The organism is Microbacterium sp. Leaf179 (assembly GCF_001423785.1).
In the GTDB taxonomy this organism is placed as follows: Bacteria; Actinomycetota; Actinomycetes; order Actinomycetales; family Microbacteriaceae; genus Microbacterium.
Genome location: NZ_LMPH01000001.1, coordinates 1,011,513 through 1,037,838, shown reverse-complemented (window position 1 = coordinate 1,037,838; position 26,326 = coordinate 1,011,513). Strand labels below are relative to the sequence as shown.

General features: G+C 70.4%; 24 protein-coding genes and 1 riboswitch. Of the genes, 12 read left to right on the top strand and 12 right to left on the bottom strand.

Annotation, left to right across the window (positions count from 1 at the left end; genetic code table 11):
• Position 1: 1 nt before the first annotated feature.
• Positions 2–1,384, bottom strand: a complete 1,383-nt coding sequence (locus ASF96_RS04810; protein WP_055834288.1) for an MFS transporter — start codon at positions 1,382–1,384, stop codon at positions 2–4.
• 118 nt (positions 1,385–1,502) lie between these two features.
• On the opposite strand from ASF96_RS04810, the gene ASF96_RS04805 reads away from it, so the two are divergent.
• The 6 genes from ASF96_RS04805 to ASF96_RS04780 all read left to right on the top strand — a co-directional run bounded on the left by ASF96_RS04805 (position 1,503) and on the right by ASF96_RS04780 (position 8,157).
• Positions 1,503–2,966 carry a fumarylacetoacetate hydrolase family protein gene (locus ASF96_RS04805; protein ID WP_055936461.1) on the top strand — a complete coding sequence of 488 codons (1,464 nt, stop codon included), beginning with the start codon at positions 1,503–1,505 and terminating at the stop codon, positions 2,964–2,966.
• Positions 2,963–3,655 (top strand): GntR family transcriptional regulator, encoded by a 693-nt coding sequence (locus ASF96_RS04800; protein WP_055936458.1) that lies wholly within the window; start codon positions 2,963–2,965, stop codon positions 3,653–3,655. The genes ASF96_RS04805 and ASF96_RS04800 overlap by 4 nt, the downstream gene beginning before the upstream one ends.
• Positions 3,656–3,699: 44 nt before the next feature.
• A complete protein-coding gene (gene hpaE / locus ASF96_RS04795) occupies positions 3,700–5,196 on the top strand; it encodes a 5-carboxymethyl-2-hydroxymuconate semialdehyde dehydrogenase (RefSeq protein ID WP_055936455.1) in 1,497 nt (498 codons plus the stop codon).
• 48 nt (positions 5,197–5,244) lie between these two features.
• Positions 5,245–6,405, top strand: coding sequence for a 3,4-dihydroxyphenylacetate 2,3-dioxygenase (gene hpaD / locus ASF96_RS04790; RefSeq protein WP_055936452.1), 1,161 nt, complete (start codon positions 5,245–5,247; stop codon positions 6,403–6,405).
• A 181-nt stretch (positions 6,406–6,586) separates the two neighbouring features.
• Positions 6,587–7,372, top strand: a complete 786-nt coding sequence (locus ASF96_RS04785; RefSeq protein WP_055936449.1) for a fumarylacetoacetate hydrolase family protein — start codon at positions 6,587–6,589, stop codon at positions 7,370–7,372.
• Positions 7,357–8,157: an aldolase/citrate lyase family protein gene (locus ASF96_RS04780; RefSeq protein WP_055936446.1), complete on the top strand. Its 801-nt coding sequence runs from the start codon at positions 7,357–7,359 to the stop codon at positions 8,155–8,157. The genes ASF96_RS04785 and ASF96_RS04780 overlap by 16 nt, the downstream gene beginning before the upstream one ends.
• Here the strand turns inward: ASF96_RS04780 and ASF96_RS04775 are convergent.
• A complete protein-coding gene (locus ASF96_RS04775; RefSeq protein ID WP_055936443.1) occupies positions 8,151–8,990 on the bottom strand; it encodes a helix-turn-helix transcriptional regulator in 840 nt (279 codons plus the stop codon). The two genes, ASF96_RS04780 and ASF96_RS04775, sit on opposite strands and share 7 nt — an antisense overlap.
• Before the next feature lie 101 nt (positions 8,991–9,091).
• Here ASF96_RS04775 and hxlB point away from each other — a divergent pair, with 101 nt between their 5' ends.
• Both hxlB and hxlA read left to right on the top strand, forming a co-directional pair.
• Positions 9,092–9,667 (top strand): 6-phospho-3-hexuloisomerase, encoded by a 576-nt coding sequence (gene hxlB / locus ASF96_RS04770; RefSeq protein ID WP_055936440.1) that lies wholly within the window; start codon positions 9,092–9,094, stop codon positions 9,665–9,667.
• Between the two features lie 37 nt (positions 9,668–9,704).
• A complete protein-coding gene (hxlA, locus tag ASF96_RS04765; RefSeq protein WP_055834260.1) occupies positions 9,705–10,328 on the top strand; it encodes a 3-hexulose-6-phosphate synthase in 624 nt (207 codons plus the stop codon).
• Between the two features lie 67 nt (positions 10,329–10,395).
• Here the strand turns inward: hxlA and ASF96_RS04760 are convergent, their stop codons facing one another.
• The 3 genes from ASF96_RS04760 to glyA all read right to left on the bottom strand — a co-directional run bounded on the left by ASF96_RS04760 (position 10,396) and on the right by glyA (position 13,413).
• Positions 10,396–10,884: a cytochrome C5 gene (locus tag ASF96_RS04760; RefSeq protein WP_156458725.1), complete on the bottom strand. Its 489-nt coding sequence runs from the start codon at positions 10,882–10,884 to the stop codon at positions 10,396–10,398.
• Between the two features lie 90 nt (positions 10,885–10,974).
• Positions 10,975–11,859, bottom strand: coding sequence for a bifunctional methylenetetrahydrofolate dehydrogenase/methenyltetrahydrofolate cyclohydrolase (locus tag ASF96_RS04755; protein WP_055936437.1), 885 nt, complete (start codon positions 11,857–11,859; stop codon positions 10,975–10,977).
• Between the two features lie 279 nt (positions 11,860–12,138).
• Positions 12,139–13,413: a serine hydroxymethyltransferase gene (gene glyA, locus ASF96_RS04750; RefSeq protein WP_055936434.1), complete on the bottom strand. Its 1,275-nt coding sequence runs from the start codon at positions 13,411–13,413 to the stop codon at positions 12,139–12,141.
• A 59-nt stretch (positions 13,414–13,472) separates the two neighbouring features.
• A riboswitch (ZMP/ZTP riboswitch) is annotated at positions 13,473–13,558 on the bottom strand.
• A gap of 126 nt (positions 13,559–13,684) precedes the next feature.
• Here glyA and ASF96_RS04745 point away from each other — a divergent pair.
• The 3 genes from ASF96_RS04745 (at position 13,685) to ASF96_RS04735 (ending at position 16,939) form a co-directional block, all read left to right on the top strand.
• Complete coding sequence (locus ASF96_RS04745; protein WP_235560528.1) at positions 13,685–14,071, top strand: YrdB family protein; 387 nt, start codon at positions 13,685–13,687, stop codon at positions 14,069–14,071.
• Positions 14,068–15,432: an FAD-binding oxidoreductase gene (locus ASF96_RS04740; RefSeq protein WP_055936431.1), complete on the top strand. Its 1,365-nt coding sequence runs from the start codon at positions 14,068–14,070 to the stop codon at positions 15,430–15,432. Before ASF96_RS04745 ends, ASF96_RS04740 begins: the two co-directional genes overlap by 4 nt.
• 106 nt (positions 15,433–15,538) lie before the next feature.
• On the top strand, positions 15,539–16,939 hold the full coding sequence (locus ASF96_RS04735) for a L,D-transpeptidase family protein (protein WP_055834244.1): 1,401 nt from the start codon (positions 15,539–15,541) through the stop codon (positions 16,937–16,939).
• Between the two features lie 272 nt (positions 16,940–17,211).
• Here the strand turns inward: ASF96_RS04735 and ASF96_RS04730 are convergent, their stop codons facing one another.
• The 5 genes from ASF96_RS04730 to ASF96_RS04710 form a co-directional block, all read right to left on the bottom strand.
• Positions 17,212–19,431: an NADP-dependent isocitrate dehydrogenase gene (locus ASF96_RS04730; protein ID WP_055936429.1), complete on the bottom strand. Its 2,220-nt coding sequence runs from the start codon at positions 19,429–19,431 to the stop codon at positions 17,212–17,214.
• 120 nt (positions 19,432–19,551) lie between these two features.
• Positions 19,552–20,058 carry a hypothetical protein gene (locus ASF96_RS04725; RefSeq protein ID WP_156458724.1) on the bottom strand — a complete coding sequence of 169 codons (507 nt, stop codon included), beginning with the start codon at positions 20,056–20,058 and terminating at the stop codon, positions 19,552–19,554.
• Positions 20,055–20,345, bottom strand: coding sequence for a WXG100 family type VII secretion target (locus ASF96_RS04720; protein WP_055936423.1), 291 nt, complete (start codon positions 20,343–20,345; stop codon positions 20,055–20,057). Before ASF96_RS04720 ends, ASF96_RS04725 begins: the two co-directional genes overlap by 4 nt.
• Positions 20,342–20,770, bottom strand: a complete 429-nt coding sequence (locus ASF96_RS04715; RefSeq protein ID WP_055936420.1) for a hypothetical protein — start codon at positions 20,768–20,770, stop codon at positions 20,342–20,344. The genes ASF96_RS04720 and ASF96_RS04715 overlap by 4 nt, the downstream gene beginning before the upstream one ends.
• Entirely contained in the window at positions 20,767–21,975 is a 1,209-nt protein-coding gene (locus tag ASF96_RS04710) for a hypothetical protein (RefSeq protein ID WP_156458723.1), read from the bottom strand. The genes ASF96_RS04715 and ASF96_RS04710 overlap by 4 nt, the downstream gene beginning before the upstream one ends.
• 104 nt (positions 21,976–22,079) lie before the next feature.
• Here ASF96_RS04710 and ASF96_RS04705 point away from each other — a divergent pair, with 104 nt between their 5' ends.
• Entirely contained in the window at positions 22,080–22,532 is a 453-nt protein-coding gene (locus ASF96_RS04705; RefSeq protein WP_055936414.1) for a GNAT family N-acetyltransferase, read from the top strand.
• Between the two features lie 89 nt (positions 22,533–22,621).
• Here the strand turns inward: ASF96_RS04705 and ASF96_RS04700 are convergent, their stop codons facing one another.
• Together ASF96_RS04700 and ASF96_RS04695 are read right to left on the bottom strand one after the other, a co-directional pair.
• Positions 22,622–24,439, bottom strand: a complete 1,818-nt coding sequence (locus ASF96_RS04700; RefSeq protein WP_055936411.1) for an ABC transporter ATP-binding protein — start codon at positions 24,437–24,439, stop codon at positions 22,622–22,624.
• Positions 24,436–26,301 (bottom strand): ABC transporter ATP-binding protein, encoded by a 1,866-nt coding sequence (locus tag ASF96_RS04695; RefSeq protein WP_055834222.1) that lies wholly within the window; start codon positions 26,299–26,301, stop codon positions 24,436–24,438. The genes ASF96_RS04700 and ASF96_RS04695 overlap by 4 nt, the downstream gene beginning before the upstream one ends.
• Between the last annotated feature and the right edge of the window lie 25 nt (positions 26,302–26,326).

Below are 26,326 nucleotides of genomic sequence, written 5' to 3'. Positions count from 1 at the left end.
GTCAGACGCGCGAGAGCCCGCGGATCGGGCTGACCTCCTGCTCGGCCTCGTGGTCGGGACCGAGGGGGATGCCGCTGCGGTCGCGCAGCAGCAGCGTCGCGACGAGGCCCAGCACCGCCATGATCGCCAGGTACACCGTCACCGACACGGTCGTTCCGGTCTGCTCCACGAGTGCCGTCGCGATGGTCGGGGCGAACGCTCCGCCGAGGATGGCGCCGAGAGCGTAGGCGATCGAGACGCCCGAGAAGCGGATGGATGCCGGGAACAGCTCGGCGTACAGCGCGGCCTGGGGGCCGTAGGTCAGGCCGAGGCCGACCGTGAGCAGCATGAGGCCGACCGTCAGCAGCACGATGCTGCCGGAGTTGACGAGCGGGAACAGCGCCACGATCGCCACGAGCATCGAGATCCATCCGATGATGTACGTGTTGCGGCGGCCGATCTTGTCGCCCAGCCACCCGCCGAGCCAGGTGAAGATGAGCCAGGTCACCGCCGACAGGGTCACGGCGCCGAGCACGTCGGCGGTCGCGAGACCGAGGGGACCGTCGGGGTTGGTCGCGTAGCGCTGGATGTACCCACCGGTGGTCATGTAGCCCACGGCGTTGTTGCCGGCGAAGACGAACGCGGCGATGAGCACGAGCAGCGAGTGCTTGCGGAACAGCTGCACGATCGGCATGCGGGTCTGCTCCTTGCGCTCGGCGAGTTCGACGAACACCGGGCTCTCCTCGACCTTCCGGCGCACGTAGTAGCCGACGAGGATCAGCACGAACGACAGCAGGAACGGCACGCGCCATCCCCACGCGAAGAAGGCGTCGCCGGGGGCGATCAGGGCCATCAGCCCGAGCATGCCGCTCGCGAGCAGCAGGCCGAGGGGCACGCCGAGCTGCGGCGAGGCGCCGAACAGGCTGCGCTTGGTCTTGGGGGCGTGCTCGACGGCCATGAGCACCGCGCCACCCCACTCGCCACCGGCCGAGATGCCCTGCAGCACGCGCAGCAGGATCAGCAGCACGGGGGCGGCGACGCCGATCACCTCGTAGGTGGGCAGCACGCCGATGAGCGTGGTCGAGGCGCCCATCATGATCAGGGTCAGCATGAGCACGACGCGGCGGCCGTACTTGTCGCCGAGGTGGCCGGCGAGGAAGGCGCCGAGGGGTCGGAACAGGAAGCTCAGACCTACGGTGAGGAACGCCAGGATCTGCGCGATGCCGGGGCCGGCGGGCGCGAAGAACAGCTGGCCGAAGACCAGGCCCGCGGCCGAGGCGTAGAGGAAGAAGTCGTACCACTCGACGGTGGTGCCGACAACGGTGGCGAAGACCACGCGGCGGCGGTCCTTCGTGGTGGAGATCGTGCCGGTGGGCGTGAAGCCCTGCGGCTGAGAGCGGGACATGGGGACTCCTTCGAGACGTCATCGTCGGGCCCCGGGACGTCGTCGTCGGTGACGAGGCGTGGTGTTGCTGGGGCGTTCGTCATCGTATACGATTTCGGATACGACGCAAGGGAGCTCCATGAACGACACCTCTGACCCCCGGTTCACCGCCCTCGGCGGCCGCCCGGGAAAGATCGTGGCCGTCCACCTCTCTTACACGTCCCGCGCTGACCAGCGCGGCCGCCGCCCGGCCGCCCCGTCGTACTTCTTCAAGCCGTCGAGCTCGCTCGCCGCCTCCGGATCCGAGATCGTGCGCCCCGCCGGCACCGAACTCCTCGCCTTCGAGGGCGAGATCGCGCTCGTGATCGGCGAGCCCGCCCGATGGGTGACTCCGGATGCCGCCTGGGCGCACGTGGCATCCGTCACCGCCGCGAACGACTTCGGTCTGTACGACCTGCGCGCGAACGACAAGGGATCGAACGTCCGCTCCAAGGGCGGCGACGGCTACACCCCGCTCGGTCCCGCGCTGATCGATGCCCGCGACGTCGATCCCGCCGCCCTGCGCCTGCGCACCTGGGTCGACGGCGAGCTCGTGCAAGACGACTCGACCGCGGGGCTGCTCTTCCCCCTCACCCAGATCGTCGCCGACCTGTCTCAGCACTTCACCCTCGAAACGGGCGACGTCATCCTCACCGGCACCCCCGCGGGCTCGTCGGTGGTCACGCCGGGCCAGGTCGTCGAGGTGCAGGTGGATGCCGGCTCCCTGTCGACCGGCCGACTCCGCACCGCGGTGGTCCAGGGCGACCGCGCGTTCGACGCCGCCCTCGGCTCCCTGCCCGCGGTGGACGACACCCAGCGCACCGAGGCGTGGGGGTCGGCCGAGGCCGCCGGGCTCGTCCCCGCCGCCCCCGTCCTCACCGCCGCCCTCCGCGACAAGCTCTCGCGCGTTCCCGTCGCGGCCCTCAGCGGACAGCTGCGCAAGCGCGGCCTCAACGACGTCACGATCGACGGCGTCCACGCGCTGACCCCGGGCAGCCGGTTCGTGGGCACGGCCCGCACCCTGCGCTTCGTCCCCCACCGCGAAGACCTCTTCGCCTCGCACGGCGGCGGCCAGAACGCCCAGAAGCGCGCGTTCGACGCGGTGGAAGAGGGCGAGGTCATCGTCATCGAGGCGCGCGGAGAGACCGGATCCGGCACCCTCGGCGACATCCTCGCGATCCGCGCGCACGCCCGCAAGGCCGCCGCGATCGTCACCGACGGCGGCGTCCGCGATGCCGAGGCCGTGGCCGCGGTCGGCATCCCCGTGTTCACCGCCGGCCCCCACCCCGCGGTCCTCGGCCGCCGGCACGTGCCGTGGGAGACCGACGTGGCCGTCGGCTGCGGAGGCACCACCGTCGAGCCCGGCGACATCCTCGTCGGCGACGGCGACGGCGTCATCGTCGTTCCTCCCGCCCTCGCCGAAGAAGTGGTCGACGCCGCCCTCGCGCAAGAGGCCGAAGATGCGTGGGTCGCCCGGCAGGTGGCATCCGGTCACCCCGTGAACGGGCTCTTCCCGATGAACGCCGAATGGCGCGCGCGCTACGAGAGCGAGGGGCGCTCATGAGAGACGTCACGACCCCGGCGACGAAGAGCAAGTCGCAGCAGGCCTACCAGTGGATCAAGCAGCGCATCGCGTCGCAGGAGTTCACCCCCGGCTACCGCCTGGTCCTCGGCTCGATCGCCGGCGAGCTCGACATGAGCGTCGTGCCGGTGCGCGAGGCGATCCGTCAGCTCGAGGCCGAGGGCCTCGTGATGTTCGAGCGCAACGTCGGCGCCCGCGTCTCGATGGTCGACGACACCGCGTACCGCTTCAGCATGCAGGCGCTGAGCCTGCTCGAGGGGGCGGCGACCGCCCTGTCGGCCCGGGCGCTCACCACCGAGGACGTGCGTCGCGCGCGGCAGGTGAACGAGCTCATGGTCGAGACCCTCGAGCACTTCGATCCCCGCGCCTTCACCGCGTTGAACCAGGAGTTCCACGCCATCCTGTTCGAGAAATGCGCCAACCCGCGCATGCTCGAGCTGGTGCAGGCCGAGTGGGCACGGCTCGGGCACCTGCGCGACTCGACGTTCAGCTTCGTGCCCGGACGCGCCGCCGAATCGGTGCGCGAGCACGAGAACATCCTCGTTCTCATCGAGACCGGCGCCCCGCTCGCCGAGATCGAGAAGGCGTCGCGGCGCCATCGCTCGGCCACCCTCGACGCGTACATGATCCACGAGCACCCCGACCAGGTGCTCGGACTTCCCGCTTTCTGATTCCGGATGCCACCGGCATCCGCCCCTCCAACGAAGGAGCATCCATGACCCGCCGCATCCCGGCCGACCTGCCCGAGCGCATCCAGCACTACATCGGGGGCGCCTTCGTCGACTCGGTCGACGGCGACACCTTCGACGTGCTCGACCCGGTGACGAACCAGACCTACGTCTCGGCCGCCGCCGGCAAGAAGGCCGACATCGACCTCGCCGTCGCCGCCGCCCGCACGGCCTTCACCGAGGGCCCGTGGCCGCGCATGCTGCCCCGCGAGCGTTCGCGCGTGCTGCACCGCATCGCCGACCTCGTCGAGTCGCGCGACGAGCGCCTCGCCGAACTCGAGAGCTTCGACTCTGGCCTGCCCATCACCCAGGCCCTCGGCCAGGCGCGGCGGGCGGCCGAGAACTTCCGCTTCTTCGCCGACCTGATCGTGGCGCAGACCGATGACGCGTTCAAGGTGCCCGGTCGCCAGCTCAACTACGTCAACCGCAAGCCGATCGGCGTCGCGGGGCTCATCACCCCGTGGAACACGCCGTTCATGCTCGAGTCGTGGAAGCTGGGCCCCGCCCTTGCGACCGGCAACACCGTGGTGCTCAAGCCCGCCGAGTTCACCCCCCTGTCGGCGTCGCTGTGGGCCGGGATCTTCGAGGAGGCGGGCCTTCCCGAGGGCGTGTTCAACCTCGTCAACGGACTCGGCGAAGACGCCGGCGATGCGCTCGTGAAGCACCCCGACGTGCCGCTCATCTCGTTCACCGGCGAGAGCAGCACCGGGCAGCTGATCTTCGCCAACGCCGCCCCCTTCCTCAAGGGCCTGTCGATGGAGCTCGGTGGCAAGAGCCCCGCGATCGTCTTCGCCGACGCCGCCATCGACGCCGCCATCGACGCCACGATCTTCGGCGTCTTCTCGCTCAACGGCGAGCGCTGCACCGCGGGCAGTCGCATCCTGGTCGAGCGCTCGGTGTACGACACCTTCGTCGAGCGCTACGCCGCGCAGGCCGACCGGGTGAGCGTCGGCTACCCCGACGATCCCGCGACCGAGGTCGGGGCGCTGGTGCACCCCGAGCACTACGCCAAGGTCATGTCGTACGTCGAGCTCGGCAAGACCGAGGGGCGCCTGGTCGCCGGCGGCGGCCGCCCCGAGGGGTTCGACGAGGGAAACTTCGTGCGACCCACGGTGTTCGCCGACGTCGCCCCCGATGCGCGGATCTTCCAGGAGGAGATCTTCGGCCCGGTCGTGGCGATCACGCCCTTCGACACCGATGCCGAGGCTCTCGCGCTCGCGAACGACACCCGCTACGGGCTGGCCGCCTACGTGTGGACGAACGACCTGAAGCGCGCGCACCTGTTCGCGCAGAACGTCGAGGCGGGCATGGTGTGGCTCAACAGCAACAACGTGCGCGACCTCCGCACCCCCTTCGGCGGGGTGAAGGCCTCGGGCCTCGGACACGAGGGCGGCTACCGCTCGATCGACTTCTACACCGACCAGCAGGCCGTGCACATCACGCTCGGCGGTGCCCACAACCCCACCTTCGGCAAGGCGCACTGACCCCGCCCCCGCCCCATCCCCCACTCGTCATACGCAAGGACGCGCACCATGGCAAAGCACACCGAAGAACAGAAGACCTCCTCGGGGTTCTGGGTGACCCAGGAAGCCCCCATCGTCTCCGAGAACCCCATCCCCACGCCCTCCTCCCCCGCGCCCGACATCCTGCGCTGCGCCTACATGGAACTCGTGGTGACCGACCTCGCGGCATCCCGGGTCTTCTACGTCGACGTGCTGGGCCTGCACGTCACCGAAGAAGACGACGAGGCGATCTACCTGCGCTCGACCGAGGAGTTCATCCACCACAACCTGGTGCTGCGGCGGGGCGAGGTCGCCGCGGTCGCCGCGTTCTCGTACCGCGTGCGCTCGTCCGACGACCTCGACGCGGCGGTCGCCTTCTACGAAGAGCTCGGCTGCGACGTGCGTCGGGAGCCCGGCGGCTTCACGAAGGGCATCGGCGACTCGGTGCGCGTCGTCGACCCCCTCGGCTTCCCGTACGAGTTCTTCTTCGACACCGAGCACCAGGAGCGCCTCTCGTGGCGCTACGACCTGCACTCCCCCGGCGAGCTCGTGCGCCTCGACCACTTCAACCAGATCACCCCCGACGTGCCCCGCGCGGTGAACTTCATGCAGTCGCTCGGCTTCCGCGTGACCGAGGACATCCAAGACGAAGAGGGCGTCGTCTACGCGGCCTGGATGCGCCGCAAGCCCACCGTGCACGACACCGCCATGACCGGCGGCGACGGCCCCCGCATGCATCACGTGTGCTTCGCGACGCACGAGAAGCACAACATCCTCGCCATCTGCGACAAGCTCGGGGCCCTCCGCCGATCGGATGCCATCGAGCGCGGCCCCGGCCGCCACGGCGTCTCGAACGCGTTCTACCTGTACCTGCGCGACCCCGACGGCCACCGCGTCGAGATCTACACGCAGGACTACTACACCGGCGACCCCGACAACCCCGTCATCACGTGGGACGTGCACGACAACCAGCGCCGCGACTGGTGGGGGAACCCCGTCGTGCCGTCGTGGTACACCGAGGGCTCGCTCGTGCTCGACCTCGACGGCCACCCGCAGCCGGTCCGCGCCCGCGAGGACTCGTCCGAGATGGCCGTGACGATCGGCGCCGACGGCTTCAGCTACACCCGCGCGCCCGAGGACACGGCATCCGCCACCCCCTCCGCCGAGTTCAAGCTCGGCAACCAGCTGTAGCCCGCCGGGCATGTCCCACTTCGTGCAGAAATCACCGCCGAACGTTGCACCAAGTGGGACACGCACCGCCCGCCCTGCCCCTCCCCGCCAGGCATGTCCCACTTCGTGCGGAAATCGCGGCAGAAGCTCGCACGAAATGGGACACGCACCGTCCGACCGTGCCCCATCGACAGGAGACAGCATGCTCACCGACGCACAGATCGACGCCATCGCGGCCGAGCTCGCCGAGGCCGACCGCGCCCACGCGGTCATCCCGCGCATCACGGCGAGGTACCCGGATGCCACGGTCGACGACTCGTATCGGATCCAGGGCCGCTGGCGCGATACGCAGATCGCCGCGGGGCGCACGCTCGTGGGGCGCAAGATCGGCCTGACGTCCAAAGCGATGCAGCAGGCGACGGGCATCACCGAGCCCGACTACGGCGTGATGTTCGACGACACCGTCCACCACTCCGGGGCGGCGATCCCCGTCGACCACTTCTCGAACGTGCGCATCGAGGTCGAGCTCGCCTTCGTACTGAAGGCGCCGCTCGAAGGCCCCGACTGCACGCTCGACGACGCCCTCGCCGCGATCGACTACGCCGTGCCCGCGCTCGAGGTGCTGAATTCGCACATCGAGCTCGAGGGCCGCACGATCGTCGACACGATCAGCGACAACGCCGCCTATGGCGCAATGGTGCTCGGCGACGTGCACAAACGCCCCGACGAGATCGACCTGCGCTGGGTCCCCGGCGTGCTGAGCCGCAACGGCGAGATCGAAGAGACGGGGGTCGCCGCCGGCGTCCTCGGTCACCCGGCGACCGGCGTCGCGTGGCTCGCCAACAAGTTCCATCAGCACGGCGCGCGCCTGGAGGCCGGCGAGATCATCCTGGCAGGATCGTTCACACGCCCGACGTGGGTGTCGCGCGGCGACGACGTGCTGTGCGATTACGGACCGATGGGAACGATCTCGTGCCGCTTCGTCTGACCCCCACCTTCCGGGCCGCGTTGGCGGCATCCGATCGTCCGCTCGCCGGCATGTGGCTCTGCACGGGCAATCCCGTCGTCGCCGAGGTGGCCGCCGGTTCCGGCCTCGACTGGCTGCTCATCGACATGGAGCACTCGGCGACCTCGATCGAGCAGGTGCTCGTGCAACTGCAGGTCGTCGCCGCCTACCCGATCACCCCCGTGGTGCGCGTGCCCGCGAACGACGTCGTCACCATCAAGCGCGTCCTCGACGTGGGCGCGCAGAACCTCATCGTGCCGATGGTCTCGTCCGCCGACGAGGCCCGGGCCGCCGTCGCGGCGACCCGGTATCCGCCGCAGGGCGTGCGCGGAGTGGGCAGCGCCCTGGCCCGCAGCGCCCGCTGGAACCGCATCGACGGCTACCTCGCCGAGGCCGCTGAGCACGTGTCGCTGACGGTGCAGATCGAGACCACCGCGGGTGTCGCCGCCGCGGCCGAGATCGCCGCCGTCGAGGGGGTGGATGCCGTCTTCGTCGGCCCCTCCGACCTGTCGGCGTCGATGGGACTCCTGGGGCAGCAGTCGCACCCCGAGGTCGTGGCAGCGGTGCACGCGGTGTTCGCCGCGGCGCGGGATGCCGGCACCCCGGTCGGCGTGAACGCCTTCGACCCGGCGGTGGCCGAGGCCTATCTCGACGCGGGCGCCGACTTCGTCGCGGTGGGGGCCGACGTGGCGCTGCTGGCGCGGGCGTCGGAAGCCCTGGCCGCGCGCTTCGTCAGCCCGCGCGGGGGTCTGCGCGAGAGCTACTGAGCGCGCGCCGTCCCCAGCGCCGCCAGCTCCGCGCGCGTGGAGACGCCGGCCTTCCGCAGCAGGTTCGACACGTGGAACTTCGCCGTGTTCTCGCTGATCCCCAGACGTTCGGCGATCGCGCGGTTGCGCGAACCCGCGACGACCAGGCTGAGCACCTCGCTCTCGCGGGGGCTGAGGTCGACCGCCTCGTCGAGGAAGTCGGGCCGCGGCGGCGGATCGAGCGGCAGCACGACCGACAGCTCGGAGCCCCATCCGGGCGTCGACGCGACGTCGAACGCCCCGTTCAGGGCACTCACCCGCTCGACGATCGGTCCGAGCGAATCGTCGTGGGCGGTGAGCGTGCCCGCCCCGTCGTCGCGGATGCCGATCAGCAGGTTGAGTCCGTCGCAGTCCCACTGGATGCGCACGCGGTGGGGCGTCCCCCGGTCGAGCAGGGCCAGCACGGCGCTGCGCACGATGGCCCGCGCCTCGTGGGCGACCTCGCCGGGCAGGGCGCGTCCGGTTGCGGGCGGCTCGACGAACTGCACGTCGAGGTCGCCGTGTCGCACGAGCGGGCGCAGGTCGGTGCGCAGCCGCGCGAACGCGCCGGTCACGGGTTCGAGCAGGGCGCTGCGCTGCTGGTCGGTCGAGGTGCGCAGAACGACGAGGGCGGCGGCCGCGGTCTCGACGGCCAGGGCACGGGCGGCCCGATCGTCGAGCCGCGCCGACCGCAGGATCGCCAGGATCGACTCGAGGGTCACCGCGTGACGGTCGGCCTGTTCGGCGACGATGCGCTCGTGTTCGATGACGAGCGCGCGCGACGCGGTCGACGACAGTTCGGGTGACTCACTCACGCGCCTAACCTAGCCCACCGGCAGGCACCTACCCGTTCGGGTAGGTAGGCCCGTGCCATCGACCGGCGACGGTCACGCCCGGCGAGGCGGAGCATGGAGGCATGACCTCATCCGACGCCCGCATCGCGGACTCCCTCGCCCGGATCTCCGGCGAGCTGACCGCGGTCGTCGACCGTCTCGTCACTGAGCCCGCCGGTCTCGACGGCGTCCTCGACGTGCTGACCGACGCCGACCGCGTCTTCGTCTTCGGCGCCGGTCGCTCGGGCCTGGCGCTGCGCATGACCGCGATGCGCCTCATGCACCTCGGCCTCGACGTGCACGTCGTCGGCGAGACCACCACCCCGGCCATCGGCCCCGGCGACGCGCTCCTGACCGCGAGCGGCTCGGGCACGACGGCGGGGATCGTCCGCGCGGCCGACACCGCGACCGAGGTCGGCGCGCGCATCGTCGCGATCACCACGGCCGCCGATTCGCCGCTCGGCCGCACCGCCGACGCGCTCGTCGTGGTTCCCGCCGCGGACAAGCTCGACCGCTCGGGAGCCGCCTCGACGCAGTACGCGGGCGGTCTCTTCGAGCAGGCCGTCGTGCTCGTCGGCGATGCGATCTTCGACGCGCTGTGGCAGCGCTCGGGACTCTCGGCCGACGACCTCTGGCCGCGCCACGCGAACCTCGAATGATTCCTCCCTCCCCACCGCAGAAAGTAAGGACACCCGCATGAAGCTGCAGTTCGCCATGGACACCCTCACGACCGAGGCCGCCCTCGACCTCGCCGCCGCCGCGGCGCCCCACGTCGACATCCTCGAGCTGGGCACGCCGCTCATCAAGAGCGAAGGCCTGTCGGCCATCACCGCGATCAAGAAGGCGCACCCCGACAAGATCGTCTTCGCCGACCTGAAGACGATGGATGCCGGTGAGCTCGAAGCCGACATCGCCTTCGGCGCCGGTGCCGACCTCGTCACCGTGCTCGGCTCGGCCGGCGACAGCACGATCGTCGGCGCGGTCACCGCGGCCAAGAAGCACGGCAAGGGCGTCGTCGTCGACCTGATCGGGGTGGCCGACAAGCCCGCCCGCGCCCGGGAGGTCATCGCCCTCGGCGCCGAGTTCGTCGAGATGCACGCCGGCCTCGACGAGCAGGCCGAAGAGGGCTTCACCTTCGGCACGCTGCTGCGCGACGGCGAAGCGGCCGGGGTGCCGTTCTCGGTCGCGGGCGGCGTCACCGTCGCGAGCATCGCCGACGTGCAGAAGTCGGGCGCGCAGGTCGCCGTCGCCGGCAGCGCCATCTACAGCGCCCCCGACGTGGGCGCCGCCGCGGCCGCGCTCCGCGCCGCGATCGTCTGACCGCAGCCCGAGCAGAATGAAAGAGGGACCGAGCCGCGCGGCTCGGTCCCTCTTCTCGTCTCGAGGATCAGCCCTCGGTGGTCTCTTCGTCGTCTTCTTCGTCGTCGCCGATGATCTCGATGTCTTCGACCTCGAGCTCGGGGGTCAGCTGCACGTGCACGAGCGCGTCGGGGAACGACGTCTGGCCGGCGAACACGACGATGATGGCGTCGGCGAACACGCCCACCCCGATCGCTTCGAGGTCGGTGCGCAGGTCGATGTCGGCGCTGAGCTCGTCGTCGTCGAGGGCGTCCTCGATGTCGCTCGCGACCTCTTCGACGATCGCGCGCCAGCGGTCCTCGCTCACCGACAGCACGTCCTTGAGCGCGACCATGATCGCGTCGAGGTCGGAGTCGCTCTCGTCGTCGAGCTCGGGGTCGAGGTCGACCTCCACCTCGACGCCGGCGGCATCCAGGTGCCCCACGCCGATGACGCTGTCTTCGTCGATCTGGGCGTCGTCGAGCAGACCGCTCTCGGTGACGCGGCGGAGGAGGTCGTTCAGCACAGACTCAGTCATGTCTCTACGATCCCACGTCGCCGGGTTTCGCGCCCGCCTCTTGCGCACGCCGCGCCGTGTGTTCAACCGGCGGCACCGAGCGGTTCACCGTCAGAGGGCGGTGGCACGCTCCGCGGCCTCGACGACGTTCGTCATGAGCAGCGCCACGGTCATCGGACCGACGCCTCCGGGGTTCGGCGAGACGAACCCGGCGACCTCGGCCACGTCGGGGTGCACGTCACCGTGAACGCGCGACTTGCCCGTCTCGGGGTCGGTCTCGCGGGTGACGCCCACGTCGAGCACCGCGGCGCCCGGCTTGACGTCTTCGGCGCGCACGATGTGCTTCACGCCGGCGGCGGCGACGATCACGTCGGCCTGACGCAGGTGCTTCGCCAGGTCGGCCGTTCCCGTGTGGGTGAGGGTGACGGTCGCGTTGATCTCGCGGCGGGTCAGCAGCAGCCCGATCGAACGGCCGATGGTCACGCCGCGCCCGACGACGACGACCTCTTTGCCCTTCAGGTCGTAGCCATTGCGCAGCAGCAGCTCGATCACTCCGCGCGGCGTGCACGGCAGCGGAGTGGTGATCGGCGCGTTGACGTTCAGCACCAGGCGACCAAGGTTGGTGGGGTGCAGGCCGTCGGCATCCTTGGCCGGGTCGATGCGCTCGAGGATCGCGTCGGTGTCTATGTGCTTCGGCAGGGGCAGCTGCACGATGTACCCGTGGCAGGCGGGGTCGGCGTTGAGCTGGTCGATGACGGCCTCGACCTCGGCCTGCGTGGCCTCGGCGGGCAGCTCCACCTGGATCGAGTTCATGCCGATCGCCTCGGACTGCCGGTGCTTCATCCCCACGTACAGCTGCGAGGCCGGGTCGGCGCCGACGAGCACCGTCGCGATGCCCGGCACGACCCCGCGCTCGCGCAGGGCCGCCACCCGCTCGGCGAGTTCGTCCTTGATCGCCGCCGAAGCGGCCTTGCCGTCGAGAATCGTCGCCGTCATGGCATCCCTCTTCCTGGTGTCGGTCATCGTCATGCGGGGGTGTTCGAGGACGCATAAACGGCATTGCTGCGCAGAAACACTCCCTCTGCGCGTTTATGCGCACGGACGGCGTTTATGCGTGGGGCTCGGTCGTCGAGGCATCCGGATGCCGGACCCGCGACGTCGCGACACGCCCGGCGCAGGAACGCGGCAGCGGATGCCGCGACCCCGCCGCTGTGCGTCGCGGGGCGGGTGCCGGGACGAACCGCCGCGCGACGCGGCGGCCGTCCCGGCCGGGGCTCACTGCTTTAGGTCGGGGTACAGCGGGAAGGCGTCGGCCAGCACGGCCACGCGCGCACGCAGGGCCTCGAGCTCGGCGCTGGGCTGCAGGGCCAAGGCGATGATGTCGGCCACCTCGGTGAACTCGGCGTCGCCGAAGCCGCGGGTCGCGAGCGCGGGGGTGCCGATGCGCAGGCCCGAAGTCACCATCGGCGGACGCGGGTCGTTCGGAACCGCGTTGCGGTTGACCGTGATGTGGATCTCGTGCAGCAGGTCTTCGGCCTGCTTGCCGTCGATCTCGGCGTCGCGCAGGTCGACGAGCACGAGGTGCACGTCGGTGCCGCCCGAGCGCACGGCGATGCCGGCGTTCGCGACGTCGTCCTGCGTGAGGCGGTCGGCGATGATCGACGCGCCGCGCAGGGTGCGCTCCTGGCGCTCCTTGAACTCGGGGGTCATCGCGAGCTTGAACGCGGTCGCCTTGGCGGCGATCACGTGCATGAGCGGACCACCCTGCTGGCCGGGGAAGACCGCGGTGTTGATCTTTTTGGCGAGATCGGCGTCGTTGGTGAGGATGAGGCCCGAGCGGGGGCCGCCGATGGTCTTGTGCACCGTGGTCGACACGACGTGCGCGTGCGGCACGGGGTTCGGGTGCACGCCCGCGGCGACGAGACCGGCGAAGTGCGCCATGTCGACCCACAGGTACGCGCCCACCTCGTCGGCGATCGCGCGGAACGCCTCGAAGTCGAGCTGACGGGGGTAGGCCGACCAGCCGGCGATGATGACCTTGGGCTTGTGCTCGACGGCGAGGCGGCGCACCTCGTCCATGTCGATGAGCGAGGTCTCGGGGTCGACGCCGTAGGCGACGATGTCGTACAGACGGCCCGAGAAGTTGATCTTCATGCCGTGGGTCAGGTGGCCGCCCTGGTCGAGCGAGAGGCCGAGCAGCGTGTCGCCGGGGCGGGCGATCGCGTGCAGCACGGCGGCGTTCGCGGTGGCACCGGAGTGGGGCTGCACGTTGGCGAACTCGGAGCCGAAGAGGGCCTTGGCGCGCTCGATGGCGAGCGACTCGGCGACGTCGACCTCTTCGCAGCCGCCGTAGTACCGGCGACCCGGGTAGCCCTCGGCGTACTTGTTCGTGAGCACCGAGCCCTGCGACTGCAGCACCGACACGGGCACGAAGTTCTCGGAGGCGATCATCTCGAGGAAGCTGCGCTGGCGGTCGAGCTCACGCTCGAGCACCTGGGCGATCTCGGGGTCGACCTCGGAGAGGGGGGCGTTGAAGTACTGATCGGTCATGCGATCTCCTTGACGATGGCTTCCGGATGCCGCGGGCTCGGTCGAGTCCGCGTGAATACCGCATCGACCCAGGCGTACGGTCGAATACCGCCAAGCGGTCGCTCCCCGGTGGTGGCCCACCTCAACGCCAGTCGCGACGGTGCCACTTTAGCGGGTAAAGCGTCCGCTCCCCCGCGTGTCCCGGCATCCACCGGTCCTCCACAGGGTCGTTCTCCGCTCGATGCCGAGAGACCCCGGATGCCGCGGCCCGGCGCCCACGTAAAATGAGGGGGTGACCGACTCATCGAACGTCCGCGCCCAGGCGCCTCTCGCTCCCGGCATGCGTCCGCGGCCGTCGGCGCTCGAGATCGTCGGAGTGCTCTGCGGGCTGTTCGCCTTCGTCACCCTGGCCGTCTGGGGTTTCCTCGCGTGGCCGTTCCCGTGGAACATCGTCGTCGGCATCGGCGCACCCGCCCTCGCCGTGCTCGTGTGGGCCCTCTTCGTCTCGCCGCGCGCCGTGCTCGCCGTGCACCCGTTCATCCGCGCGCTGGTCGAACTGTTCGTCTACGCCGCGGCGACCGTGGCGTGGTGGAGCATGGGCCAGGCCGCGATCGGCCTCGTCTTCGCCATCGTCGCCGTCGTGGTGGGCGCGCTGAACGGTCGCCGGCGCCTGGCATGACCGCCGACGTCGTCGCGCAGCTCCGTGCCGAGCTCGGCGCGCGCGTCGACACCTCGCCCGCCGCCCTCGAGGCCGCCCGGGCCGACAAGTCCGGCCACGCGGCCGAGAGCGTCCCCCTCGCCGTCGTGCGCGCGGCCTCCGTCGCCGACGTGCAAGCGGTGATGCGCATCGCCTCGGCCACCGGCACCCCGGTCGTCCCGCGGGGCGCCGGTACGGGTCTCGCCGGCGGCGCCAACACCGGGGGCGGCGAGATCTCGCTGTCGCTGCGCGCCATGGACCGACTGATCGAGGTGCGCCCCGACGACCTTCTCGCCGTCGTCGAACCCGGCATCCTCAACGCCGAGCTCAACGCGCTGCTCGAACCGCACGGCGTGTGGTGGGCGCCCGACCCGGCCAGTCGGGCGATCTCGACCGTCGGCGGCAACATCGCCACGGGCGCGGGCGGCCTGCTGTGCGCCAAGTACGGGGTCGTGCGCGACGCCGTCCTGGGAGTCGACCTCGTGCTCGCCGACGGGCGTCTGCTGCACCTGGGGCACCGCAGCGTGAAGGGCGTCACCGGACTCGACCTCACCTCGCTCGTGATCGGGTCCGAGGGCACGCTCGGCATCGTGGTGGGTGCCACGCTCAAGCTCCGCCGCCTCATCGCGGGCGAGCGCGTCACCCTCACCGCCCTCTTCGACGGCGTGCGCGCCGCCGCGGTCGCCTCGGCCGCGGTCACCGCATCCGCACCCCAGCCCGCGATCATGGAGCTGATGGATGCCACGAGCCTCGCCGCCGTGCACCGCCTGCTGTCGCTGCCGGCCCCGCCGGTGGGCGCGGCACAGCTGACGATCCAGACCGACGGACCGGTCGCGGCCGACGAGGCCCGCGCGATCGCCGACGTGCTGACGGCCGCGGGTGGGCGCGTGTCCGTCGCCGCCGACGACGCGGAGGGCGAGGAGCTGCTGGCCGTCCGCCGCGCGATGCACCCCGCGATGGAGACCCTCGGCACCGCCCTCATCGAAGACGTCTCGGTGCCGCGCAGCGCCCTGCCCGACATGTTCGACGAGATCGCCCGCATCGAGCGCCGGTTCGACCTGGTCATCCCGACCGTCGCGCACGCGGGCGACGGCAACCTGCACCCCAACTTCGTCTTCGAGGGGCCCGAGGTGCCGCCCGTGGTGTGGCAGGCCGCCGAAGAGCTGTTCCACGCGGCCCTGCGCCTGGGCGGAACGCTCACCGGCGAGCACGGCATCGGCGTGCTCAAGCGCCGCTGGCTGGCCGACGAGCTCGGCGACGACCAGTGGCGGCTGCAGCGCGACATCGCCCGGGTGTTCGACCCGAACGGCATCCTGAACCCGGGCAAGGTCTTCGCGCCGTGATCGCCCCCTGCATTTCTGCGGCGTGACCAGACCGTGATAATGCTCCCGGCGATTGCGCAGCAGACCCACTTACCATGGGAAGACTGACTACTGGGGGGTTTGACACATGACCGACGGCGCAAACGGCACCGACGGCGCGACCTACGCCTGGGCTCCGCCCGAGCCCACGAAGCGCAAGAACCGCTCCGGCCTGTGGATCGGCATTCCCGCCGGTGCGACGGCCGTGGCCCTCATCGCGGCCTCGCTCGTGCTCATCGCTCCCGGGGCCTCGGTCGCCGGCGTGCAGATCGGCGGTCTGACCGCCGGCGCCGCCGCACAGGCCATCTCGACGCGACTGGCGCAGACGGCCATCACGGTCGAGAGCCCCGCCGGAGAAGTCACCGTCACCGGCGCCGATCTGGGCGCCTCGGTCGACGCGGCCGCCCTGGCCGACAAGGCGTTCTCCGAGAACCCGATGTGGAAGCCCTCGTCGTGGTTCCCGCAGGGCACCGGAGTCACCGTCGCCGTCGACCCGTCGGCCGCCGCCGTGGCCCTGCGCGACCGTGCCCCCGGCACGTACCGCGCGCCCGTCGACGCCACCGTCGCCTATGACGCCGGCTCGCAGACGTACGTCACCTCCCCCGCCGAGGCGGGCGAGGGCATCGACGTCGCCGCCGTCACCGCCGCCCTGCAGTCGGCCTTCGACTCCGGCACCCCCGCGACCACGGTCGACGCGGCGCTCGTGCCGGTCGAAGCCCCCGTCAGCACCGAAGAGGCCGACGCGGCCGTCGCCACGCTCAACGGCGTGCTCGACACCGCCGGCTTCTACGTCGGCGACGAGCGCACCGTCACCGTCGATCGCGCCACCGCCGCCTCGTGGCTCACCGTCACCCCTGACGGCAAGGGCGACTTCGCCATCTCGGCCGACACCTCCGCCATCGAACAGGCCGTCGCCGGTCTTCCGGGCGCCGTCGACCGCGGAGCCGTGAACGCCGACGTGATCGTCGACAGCGGTGGAGAGGTCATCAAGACGCTCACCGAGGGTCAGACCGGTCGTGCCCTGGGCGACACCGCCGGCGTGGCCGCTGCTTTCGCCGCTCAGCTCGCCGACGGCAACGCCAAGTACTCCCTCGCCGTCTCCGAGACGCCGTTCGAGACCGCGAAGACCGAGCGTCGAATCGACGTGAACCTCAGCGCGCAGACGGTCACCCTGTACGAGAACGGTCAGGTCTACCGCAACTGGTCGATGTCGTCGGGCAAGAGCGGGTGGGAGACCCACACGGGCACCTACCGCATCGGCTGGAAGACCTCCATGCAGGACATGGGCTGCGCTCCCGGCTACGACTGGTGCACGAAGGACGTCCCCTGGGTCGCGTACTTCAACGGCGACGAGGCCTTCCACGGCACGTACTGGCACAACAACTTCGGCACCCCCATGAGCCACGGCTGCGTCAACCTCACGGTGAACAACGCCAAGGAGCTCTACGACTGGGCGTACAAGGGCACCGAGGTCTCGGTCCACTACTGAGCCCGCAACGGAGAAGGGGCGGATGCCGATGGCATCCGCCCCTTCGTCGTTCCTAGCCCCGCGTCACCGCCGCGGCGCGAGCGCACGTGTCCGCGCACGACTCCCGCAGAACAGCGCCGAACCGCGACACAGCCCGCGGGTCACGCCGGTGTGTCGGGGTCGTGCACGAGGCGCACGCGACGCAGCCGGTCAGACCTCGGCCCCGCGCCGGGAAACGGAAGAGGGGCGGATGCCCGCGGCATCCACCCCTCTCGCTTCAGCGTGTCAGCGACTCAGCGCAGACCGTCGACCACCGCGTTCAGCGTGGCCGAGGGACGCATGATCTTCTCGACGAGGGCGGTGTCGGGGCGGTAGTAGCCGCCGATCTCGGCTGTGTGGCCCTGCACCGCGTTGAGCTCCGCGACGATGGTCTCTTCTTCGGCGGCCAGCTTCTCGGCCACCGGGGCGAAGACTCCGGCCAGTTCGGCGTCGCTCGACTGCCGGGCCAGCTCCTGCGCCCAGTACAGGGCGAGGTAGAAGTGGCTGCCGCGGTTGTCGATGGTGCCGAGCGCGCGGCCGGGGGACTTGTCGTTCTCGAGGAACGTGCCGGTCGCGGCGTCGAGCGTCTGCGCGAGCACGCGGGCCTTCTCGTTGCCCGTCGTGTCGGCGAGGTGCTCGAGCGAGGCGGCCAGTGCGAAGAACTCGCCCAGCGAGTCCCAGCGCAGGTAGTCCTCTTCGAGCAGCTGCTGCACGTGCTTCGGGGCCGAACCGCCGGCGCCCGTCTCGAACAGTCCGCCGCCGGCGAGCAGCGGCACGATCGAGAGCATCTTGGCGCTGGTTCCGACCTCGAGGATCGGGAACAGGTCGGTGAGGTAGTCGCGCAGCACGTTGCCGGTCACCGAGATGGTGTCCTCGCCGCGGCGGATGCGCTCGAGCGAGTAGCGCGTCGCCTCGGCCGGCTCGAGGATCTCGATGGTGAGGCCCTCGGTGTCGTGGTCGGCGAGGTACTCGTGCACCTTGGCGATGAGGTTCTTGTCGTGCGCGCGGCTCTCGTCGAGCCAGAACACGGCCGGAACGCCCGCGGCGCGGGCACGGGTGACGGCGAGCTTCACCCAGTCGCGCACGGCGACGTCTTTGGTCTGGGTCGCGCGCCAGATGTCGCCCGTCTCGACCTCGTGCTCGAGCAGCACGTCGCCGTTCGAGGCGACGACCTGCACGCGGCCGGGGGCCGCGATCTCGAACGTCTTGTCGTGGCTGCCGTACTCTTCTGCGGCCTGGGCCATGAGACCCACGTTGGGCACCGAGCCGATGGTGGCGGGATCCAGTGGGCCGTTCGCGATGACGTCCTCGATGGTCGCCTGGTACACACCGGCGTAGGACGAGTCGGGGATCACGGCGAGGGTGTCGTCTTCTCCCCCGTCGACGCCCCACAGCTTGCCACCGTTGCGCACGAGCGCCGGCATCGAGGCATCCACGATGACGTCGGAGGGCACGTGCAGGTTGGTGGTGCCCTTGTCGCTGTTGACGTACGACAGACGCGGGCCGTTCGCGAGCGCGTCGCGGATCTCGGCCGCGATGGCGTCGCCGCCATCGACGTTCGACAGACCGGCGAGGATCGAGCCCAGGCCGTCGTTCGGGGTGAGACCGGCGGCCGCGAGGGCGTCGCCGTGGCGGTCGAACACGTCGGCGAAGAAGGCCTTCACGACGTGACCGAAGATGATCGGGTCGCTGACCTTCATCATCGTGGCCTTGAGGTGCACCGAGTAGAGCACGTCGTCGGCCTTCGCCTCGGCCAACGTGTCGGCGAGGAACGCGTCGAGCGCCGCGGCCGAGAGGAACGTGGAGTCCACGATCTCGCCCTGGAGGACCTTGAGTCCCTCCTTGAGCGTCGTGGTGGTGCCGTCGGCCGCGACGTGCTGGATCGTCAGCACGTCGTCGTCGGCCAGCACGACCGACTTCTCGTTCGAGCGGAAGTCGTCGTGCCCGAGGGTGGCGACGCGCGTCTTCGAGCCCGCGCCGAACGCCTTGTTGCGGTGCGGGTGCTTCTTGGCGTAGTTCTTCACGGCGAGCGGGGCACGGCGGTCGCTGTTGCCCTCGCGCAGCACGGGGTTCACGGCGGAACCCTTGATGCGGTCGTAGCGGGCGCGCACGTCTTTGTCTTCGACGCTCGACGCCTCGTCGGGGTAGTCGGGAATGTCGTATCCCTGCGCCTGCAGCTCGGCGATGGCCGCCTTCAACTGCGGGATGGATGCCGAGATGTTCGGCAGCTTGATGATGTTCGCCTCGGGCAGCGTGGCGAGTCCGCCGAGCTCGGCGAGGGCGTCGCCCACCTGCTGCTCGGGGGTCAGCCGCTGCGGGAAGGCGGCGAGGATGCGGCCGGCGAGCGAGATGTCGCGGGTCTCGACGTCGACGCCCGCCTGCTTCGTGACGGCCTGCACGATGGGCAGGAACGACGCCGTGGCAAGAGCCGGCGCCTCGTCGGTGTACGTGTAAATGATGGTGGAATCGGGCACGTCAGATCTCTCCGTAGAGGCGGCCAGGGTTGTGTTTCAGCCTATCGCACCGCGGCAAAGTCTCTTGATGTCGAGATAGTTCTCGGCATCCGCGCCCTGCCCCGACCCGCGCTGCGCCGGTCAGCGGCGCAGGCCGTGCTCGCGAGCGGTCTTGGGATTGCCCAGGCTCTCGGCGGGCAGATCCACCGCCCTGCCCCAGCCGGCGCCGCCGACGGCGACGCCGCGGGCGACCAGGCCGTCGATGACCGCGTCGACGGCCTCGGCCACGGTCGGAGCCAACTCGTCGCCGAGGACCATCGACACCACGATCTCGGTGAGATCGTCGCGCGGCGTCGCCTCGACGACGACCACCGCTTCCAGCGACAGCGGGCCGAGACGGGAGGTGAGGAGCGACAGTCCCGTGCCGTTGAGGATCGTGTCGCCCACGGCACTCCCCCGGCGGAGGACGATGACGCCGTCGGGCGCGTCGGCGCGGGTGAAACCCGCCCGGCCGAGAAGCTCGCCCACCGCGACGATGCCGGCCGTCGACTCGGAGGGCGGGACCGTGAAACGGCACGCGGCGCGGATCTTGTGGCCCCCGACGAGCGACTCGCGCCAGAGCGGGACCGCGCGCGCGGCGGCGCTCATCCGGGCCACCCGGTGGCCAGGTCGGCCTCGAGCTGCTCCACCTCGCCCACCCAGTCGTCGAGGGCCTGGCGCGTGCCGTCGAGCAGGGTGTTCATGCGGATCATTCCGGCGGACCACTCGGCCTGAGCCGACGCGTAGGCGGCCTGCGCGTCACCCGACCACCCGCCCGACAGCGTGGCGGCCGCGGATTCGAGCGCGCTCAGACGCTCGGCGATGCCCGACTGCGCCGCCGCGATCCGCGCGGCCGCCTCGTGCGCGGCGCTGAACTCGAGTCGCATCCCGCTCATCGCGGCATCCCTTCGGTCGGGCCGATCAGATCGGACAGACGGGCACGGAGCGCCGCCCCGCGGGCGAGGAGCCGCTCCCTCTCGAGCTCGAGCTCGGCGACGGGGTCGGGCTCTCCCTCGGCGTCGGCGATCGCCCGCGCCTCCTCGCCGAAGAGACCGACACCCTCGTTCGCCGCCTCCCGGACGCTGAGAGCGGCGACGCTGTCGTCGGTGCCGTCGAAGATGGCGGTGCGGCTGGTCTCGCCCAGGTCGATGCGCCCCTGCAGCACCTGCCAATCGATGCCGAGCTCCCCGGCGCGTGCGCGGCGGGCGAACTCCTCTTCGGCGTCGAGTTCTTCGTCGTCGTCGAGGGAGCGTGCCTCCGCGACGAGGGCTTCGATGCGGGCGATGCGCTGCCGGGTGAGGTCGAAGAGATCGTCGTTCATGCTGCCGCCCGCCTTCCGGTGTCGATGAGGAATCTCAGCAGGTCGTCGACCAGCAGGGCCGTCTCGACCAGTTGCGCTTTCGCCTCCACGGCACCCTCGATCGCATCGAAGATGGTGTCGACGATCGTGTAGATGAGGCGGACGAGCGAGAAGATCTTGGTCGCCAGGTGCGCACCCTCGGCCGCTGCCACGATCCAGCCCGCCACGGGAACGGTCGCCTCGGCCGCCATGCGCAGCAGCTTCTGCGAGATCTGGTTGAGGATGAGGCCGATGGCCGCGGCCGCCGACTTCGACACCAGCACCAAGGTGCCGACCTTCGCCGAGACGATGTCGCACGCCGCGCCGACGCCGAACATCGTTCCGCCGATCGCCGTCATCCCCCCGCGGAACGCCAGGCCGGCCTCGCCGTCCCAGAACTCGCCCTGCTGAACGAGGCCCGCCGTGTTGTCGGCGACGGCACGGCTCGCCTCCCCCAGGTACTGCCAGGCGATCGAGACCTCTTCGATCCCCGTCCAGTCGCCGGCGAACGGCTTCATGATGACGTCTTCGAGAAGGCTGAACCCGGCGATCTTCTCGAACACCCAGTCGACGCCTCCGAGGAGCGGACCCGCGCCCCAGCGCATCGATTCGACCTCGCTCTTCGTCGCATTCGGCGCGACCAGGAAGCTCGAGGGATCCTGCCGCTCCACGACGCCCGTGGCCCCGACTGACCAGGAGTTCACGGCGCCCGAGATGTCGTCGACCATGCCGCGACCCCCGCTGACGAGGGACTGACCGGCGTCGTAGGCCTGCTCGAACAGCCACGGCTCCGGATCGCCGTGCCCCGCCGGCGCCCCGCCCTGCGCGGCCGGGAGGGTCGGCGGGTTCGAACGCGGATCGACGAACGGCGTCCCCCCGCCCAGAGGCGCGAGGATCTGGTTCATCCGGTCGTGCAGAGCCTTCTCCTGCTCCGCATAGGCGGCCGCGGCGCCGTCGACCTTGTCGGCCGCGGAGTTCATCACCTGCGCCAGTCCCTCGGCGATCTGCACACCCACCACGGCGATCGCGAGCGAGAGCGCCGTGAACGGCATCATGATCATCCCCGTATCGGCGGGGGTCAGGATGCCGCGGTCCTGCACGTACCGCGACATCGCGGGGAGGTGCTGCTCACCTTGGCGGCGGAGCGTCTGCGAGCACAGGGCCAACTGTCCGTAATCCACACGCATTCGACAAGCCTAATCCGGGCCTGCGCGCACTTCCCAAGCCCCCTGCGTGCTCGTTGGTTCACCCCGGCCTTGGGGCTGAGGGATCGGGCCGCTAGCCTGGGCGCATGGCTGACCTGCGTCTCGTCGAACTGTCCGCCGCCACGATCGTGGCCGTGAACACCCTGTCGCTCAAGCCCGGGCAGGAGCAGTTCCTCGCTCCCGTCAGCTACGGCATCGCCGCGACGGTGAGCAATCCCCAGACGTCGTGGCAGCGCGTGGTGCTCGACGGCGACGAGGTGGTCGGCTTCGTCAGCGCCAACTTCGACCCCGAGGCCCACGAGGAGCATTTCCGCTCCGTGCTGTGGCGCATCAACGTCGACGCCGACGAGCAGGGCCGCGGCGTCGGCAGCTACGCGATCGCCGCCGTCCTCGAAGAGGCACGCGGTCGCGGGATGGATCACGTCGACGTCATCTACGAACCCGGTGTCGGCGGCCCCGAGGCCTTCTTCGAGCACGTCGGCTTCGAGGCGGTCGGCGAGACCGAGTACGGCGAGGTCATCGCACGCATCAGCGTCTGACGCCCGCACCTCGAACGACGGATGCCACGCTCCCCCGCGACGCGGGAGGCGTGGCATCCGTCATTGCGACGTGCCCCGAGGGCTCTGGCTCACACCAGCGACTGGCGCCAGGCGGCGTGCAGCTGGGCGAACTTGCCCGTGCCCGCGATGAGGGCCGCGGGGGCGTCGTCTTCGATGATGCGGCCGTGCTCCATGACCAGCACGCGATCGGCGATCGCGACCGTCGAGAGGCGGTGGGCGATGATGATCGCGGTGCGGTCGGCGAGCAGGGTCTGCAGCGCGTCCTGGATCTGACGTTCGCTCGGAATGTCGAGCGACGCCGTCGCCTCGTCGAGGATGAGCACCGCGGGATCGGCGAGGAACGCGCGCGCGAACGAGATCAGCTGACGCTGACCCGCCGAGACACGCCCACCGCGCTTGTTCACGTCGGTCTCGTAGCCGTCGGGCAGCTTCTCGATGAAGCCGTCGGCGCCCACGGCGCGCGCCGCCGCGCGGATCTCGTCCATCGTGGCGTCGGGCTTGCCCAGTGCGATGTTGTCGGCCACGGTCCCGCTGAACAGGTAGGCCTCTTGCGTGACCATGACGATCGCGCGGCGGAGGTCCTTCGGGTGCAACCGACGCAGGTCGACGTCGTCGAGGGTGACCGCCCCCTGCGAGGGGTCGTAGAAACGCGAGATGAGCTTCGCGAGCGTCGTCTTGCCGGCGCCCGTGGTGCCGACCAGGGCGATCGTCTGCCCCGCGGGGATGTCGAGCGAGAAGTTCGGCAGGATGACGCGACCTTCGGTGTAGCCGAAGGTGACCTCGTCGAAGCGCACGTGCCCGCGGGCGTTCCACAGGTCGACCGGGTCGGTGGGGTCGGGAACCGTCGGCTCCTCCTCGAGCACGCCCGACACCTTCTCGAGGGCAGCCGTGGCCGACTGGTAGGAGTTCAGGAAGAACGCGACCTCTTGCAGCGGCGAGAAGAAGTTGCGCACGTACAGCACCGCCGCCGTCAGCACACCGATCTCGAGCGGACCCGCGATGACACGACCGCCGCCCCAGAGCAGCACCAGGGCGACCGACACCGCGGCGACGGCCATGATGCCCGGCTCGAAGGTGCCGAAGAGGCGGATCGAGCGCATGTTGACGTCACGGTACGCGCCGGACAGGTCGCCGAACTCCTCGTCGTTACGGGGTTCCTTTCGGAAGGCCTTCACGGCGCGGATACCGGTCATGGTCTCGACGAACTTCACGATGACCTGCGCGCTGATGACGCGCGACTCGCGGTAGATCACCTGCGACCGCAGGTAGAACCACCGCATGAGCAGGTACATCGGAATGCCCATGACGGTCAGGATCACGCCCGACTGCCAATCGATGAGGAAGAGCGCCGCGAGCGTGAACAACCCGTACAGCACCCCCGACACCAGCTCGTTCAGACCGCCGTCGAGCAGCTCGCGGATCGTGTCGAGGTCGCTCGTCTGACGCGAGATGATGCGGCCCGACGTGTACGACTCGTGGAACTCGAGGCTCAGCTTCTGCGTGTGCAGGAAGATGCGTTTGCGCAGATCCAGCATCACCGCCTGGGTGAGGCGTGCGGCGACGACGACATACCACCCGATCAGCACGGCCCCGCCGATACCGGCGAGCAGGTACACCCCGACGACGCCGATGGTCGGCATCCAATCGCTCTGCTCGATGACGGCGGGCAGGGCGTTGTCGATGCCGTAGGCGATGAGCGCGGGGCCGGCGACGCGCAGCGCCGTCGACACGACGAGCACCGCCGCGGCGAGGATCAGCTGCCCGCGCAGGGGCGACACGAGAGAGCCCAGCAGGCGGAGCGAGCGCTGCCGGATCGAGCGGCTCTCGGCGCTCGTGTAGTCGGAGCGGTCTTCGCCGCTGGTGCCGGAGACGGTCGCGGTGCTCATCGGGTCGCCTCCTTCTCGGTGAGGGCATCGTCGTCGGAGGTGGTGATGACGGGAATGGCGCCGGTGCGGGCTTCGCGTTCGGCCTCTTCGAGGCTCGAGATGACGTACCGGTAGTGGTCGCTCTCGCGCAGCAGATCGGAGTGCACTCCGACGGCGGTGACGCGGCCGTCTTCGAGCAATGCCACGCGATCGGCGAGCGTCACGGTCGACGGGCGGTGAGCCACCACCAGGGCGGTCGTGGAGCTGAGCACCTCGCGGAGCGCGTCTTCGACGAGCGCCTCGGTGTCGACGTCGAGCGCCGACAGCGGGTCGTCGAGCACGAGCACGGCGGGCCGCGCCGCGACCGCGCGGGCGAGGGCCAGACGCTGCCGCTGGCCGCCCGACAGGCTGAGGCCCTCTTCGCCGATCACGGTGTCGAGGCCGTCGGGCAGCTCGTAGACGAAGTGCGCCTGGGCGACCTGCAGAGCTTCGCGCAGGACCTCCTCGGCCTCGTCGGACCCCGGAGTGAGGTCTTCTCGGCCGAGCAGGATGTTGTCGCGCACGGTCTGCGAGAACAGCGTCGCGTCTTCGAAGGCCATGCCCACGTGACGGCGCAGCTCGGCGAGCGTCAGGTCGCGCACGTCGACGCCGTCGATCAGCACGCGGCCGCCGGTGACGTCGTACAGGCGCCCCGGCAGGGTGGTCAGCGTGGTCTTGCCCGAACCGGTGAGTCCGACCAGGGCCATGGTCTCGCCGGGCCGCAGCACCAGGTCGATGCCGTCGAGAAGGTCGGGCTCGGTGGCCGCCGCATCCTGGTAACGGAAGTGCACGTCCTCGAACGTGAGTTCACCGCGGGGTGCGGTCAGGGTGCGCGGGTTCTCGGGATCGACGATGGTGTTCTGCTCGTCGAACACCTCGAAGATGCGGTCGGTCGCCGTGCGGGCGTCGAGCAGGAACGAGAAGAGGAAGCCGATGGACTCCATGGGCCACCGCAGCACGGTCGCCATCGCGAAGAACGCGACGAGCTCGGCGACCTGCAGCTGCCCGAGCTGCGTCAGCACGATGCCGGCGCCCAGGCACACGGCGAACGCGATGTCGGGCAGCAGCACCAGGAAGAACCAGATCCAGCCGACGGCGCGTGCCTTGTCGATCTCGGTCTCGCGCAGCGACTCGGCCTGGCGGGTGAACTTCTGCAGGGCGTGCCGGCCCCGGCCGAAGGCCTTGAGGACCCGGATGCCGTGGACGCTCTCTTCCACGGCGGTGGCGAGGTCGCCGGCCTGATCCTGGCTCTGACGGGTCAGCGCGCCGTACCGCTTCTCGAACCGGAAACCGACGTAGATGACGGGCGCGGAGGTGACGAGGAACAGCGCGCCGAGCAGCCAGTGCCACCGGAACAGCAGGACGGCGCCGATGACGATGGTCAGCATGTTGACCACGAGCAGGATGACGCCGAAGGCGAGCCAGCGGCGCAGCATGCTGATGTCCTGCATCATGCGCGAGAGCAGCTGACCCGACTGCCACCGGTCGTGGAACGCCACCGGAAGACGCTGCAGCCGCGAGTAGAACGACTGGCGCAGGTCGTACTCGACCTTGGTGGCCGGCCCGAGCACGAACCAGCGACGCAGCCACACCATCGCGGCTTCGGCGAGGCCGAGGCCGAGTACGGCCAGCGATCCCCACACGAGCGCGGTCGGGTCGAGCGAGGCGATGGGACCGGCGACGATCTGTTCGAGAACGAGGGGGATCGCCAAGGCCAGCAGGCTCGCGACGAGTGCGGTGCCGGCACCGGCGATGAGGCGCGGCAGCACCGGGCGAGCGATGGGGAGAAGGCGCGCGAGGGCGCGCGGCGTGGAGAGGTGCGGGCGGGGCGTGGAGGTGGTCATGATCCTCGAGGAGTCGAAGCGGGCG

What these genes read in the sequence shown, in the direction of transcription:
- ASF96_RS04810 (WP_055834288.1), bottom strand. Translation starts at nt 1,384, where the DNA reads ATGTCCCGCTCTCAGCCGCAGGGCTTCACGCCCACCGGCACGATCTCC.
- ASF96_RS04805 (WP_055936461.1), top strand. Translation starts at nt 1,503, where the DNA reads ATGAACGACACCTCTGACCCCCGGTTCACCGCCCTCGGCGGCCGCCCG.
- ASF96_RS04800 (WP_055936458.1), top strand. Translation starts at nt 2,963, where the DNA reads ATGAGAGACGTCACGACCCCGGCGACGAAGAGCAAGTCGCAGCAGGCC.
- hpaE (WP_055936455.1), top strand. Translation starts at nt 3,700, where the DNA reads ATGACCCGCCGCATCCCGGCCGACCTGCCCGAGCGCATCCAGCACTAC.
- hpaD (WP_055936452.1), top strand. Translation starts at nt 5,245, where the DNA reads ATGGCAAAGCACACCGAAGAACAGAAGACCTCCTCGGGGTTCTGGGTG.
- ASF96_RS04785 (WP_055936449.1), top strand. Translation starts at nt 6,587, where the DNA reads ATGCTCACCGACGCACAGATCGACGCCATCGCGGCCGAGCTCGCCGAG.
- hxlB (WP_055936440.1), top strand. Translation starts at nt 9,092, where the DNA reads ATGACCTCATCCGACGCCCGCATCGCGGACTCCCTCGCCCGGATCTCC.
- hxlA (WP_055834260.1), top strand. Translation starts at nt 9,705, where the DNA reads ATGAAGCTGCAGTTCGCCATGGACACCCTCACGACCGAGGCCGCCCTC.
- ASF96_RS04760 (WP_156458725.1), bottom strand. Translation starts at nt 10,884, where the DNA reads ATGACTGAGTCTGTGCTGAACGACCTCCTCCGCCGCGTCACCGAGAGC.
- ASF96_RS04755 (WP_055936437.1), bottom strand. Translation starts at nt 11,859, where the DNA reads ATGACGGCGACGATTCTCGACGGCAAGGCCGCTTCGGCGGCGATCAAG.
- glyA (WP_055936434.1), bottom strand. Translation starts at nt 13,413, where the DNA reads ATGACCGATCAGTACTTCAACGCCCCCCTCTCCGAGGTCGACCCCGAG.
- ASF96_RS04740 (WP_055936431.1), top strand. Translation starts at nt 14,068, where the DNA reads ATGACCGCCGACGTCGTCGCGCAGCTCCGTGCCGAGCTCGGCGCGCGC.
- ASF96_RS04735 (WP_055834244.1), top strand. Translation starts at nt 15,539, where the DNA reads ATGACCGACGGCGCAAACGGCACCGACGGCGCGACCTACGCCTGGGCT.
- ASF96_RS04725 (WP_156458724.1), bottom strand. Translation starts at nt 20,058, where the DNA reads ATGAGCGCCGCCGCGCGCGCGGTCCCGCTCTGGCGCGAGTCGCTCGTC.
- ASF96_RS04720 (WP_055936423.1), bottom strand. Translation starts at nt 20,345, where the DNA reads ATGAGCGGGATGCGACTCGAGTTCAGCGCCGCGCACGAGGCGGCCGCG.
- ASF96_RS04715 (WP_055936420.1), bottom strand. Translation starts at nt 20,770, where the DNA reads ATGAACGACGATCTCTTCGACCTCACCCGGCAGCGCATCGCCCGCATC.
- ASF96_RS04710 (WP_156458723.1), bottom strand. Translation starts at nt 21,975, where the DNA reads ATGCGTGTGGATTACGGACAGTTGGCCCTGTGCTCGCAGACGCTCCGC.
- ASF96_RS04705 (WP_055936414.1), top strand. Translation starts at nt 22,080, where the DNA reads ATGGCTGACCTGCGTCTCGTCGAACTGTCCGCCGCCACGATCGTGGCC.
- ASF96_RS04700 (WP_055936411.1), bottom strand. Translation starts at nt 24,439, where the DNA reads ATGAGCACCGCGACCGTCTCCGGCACCAGCGGCGAAGACCGCTCCGAC.
- ASF96_RS04695 (WP_055834222.1), bottom strand. Translation starts at nt 26,301, where the DNA reads ATGACCACCTCCACGCCCCGCCCGCACCTCTCCACGCCGCGCGCCCTC.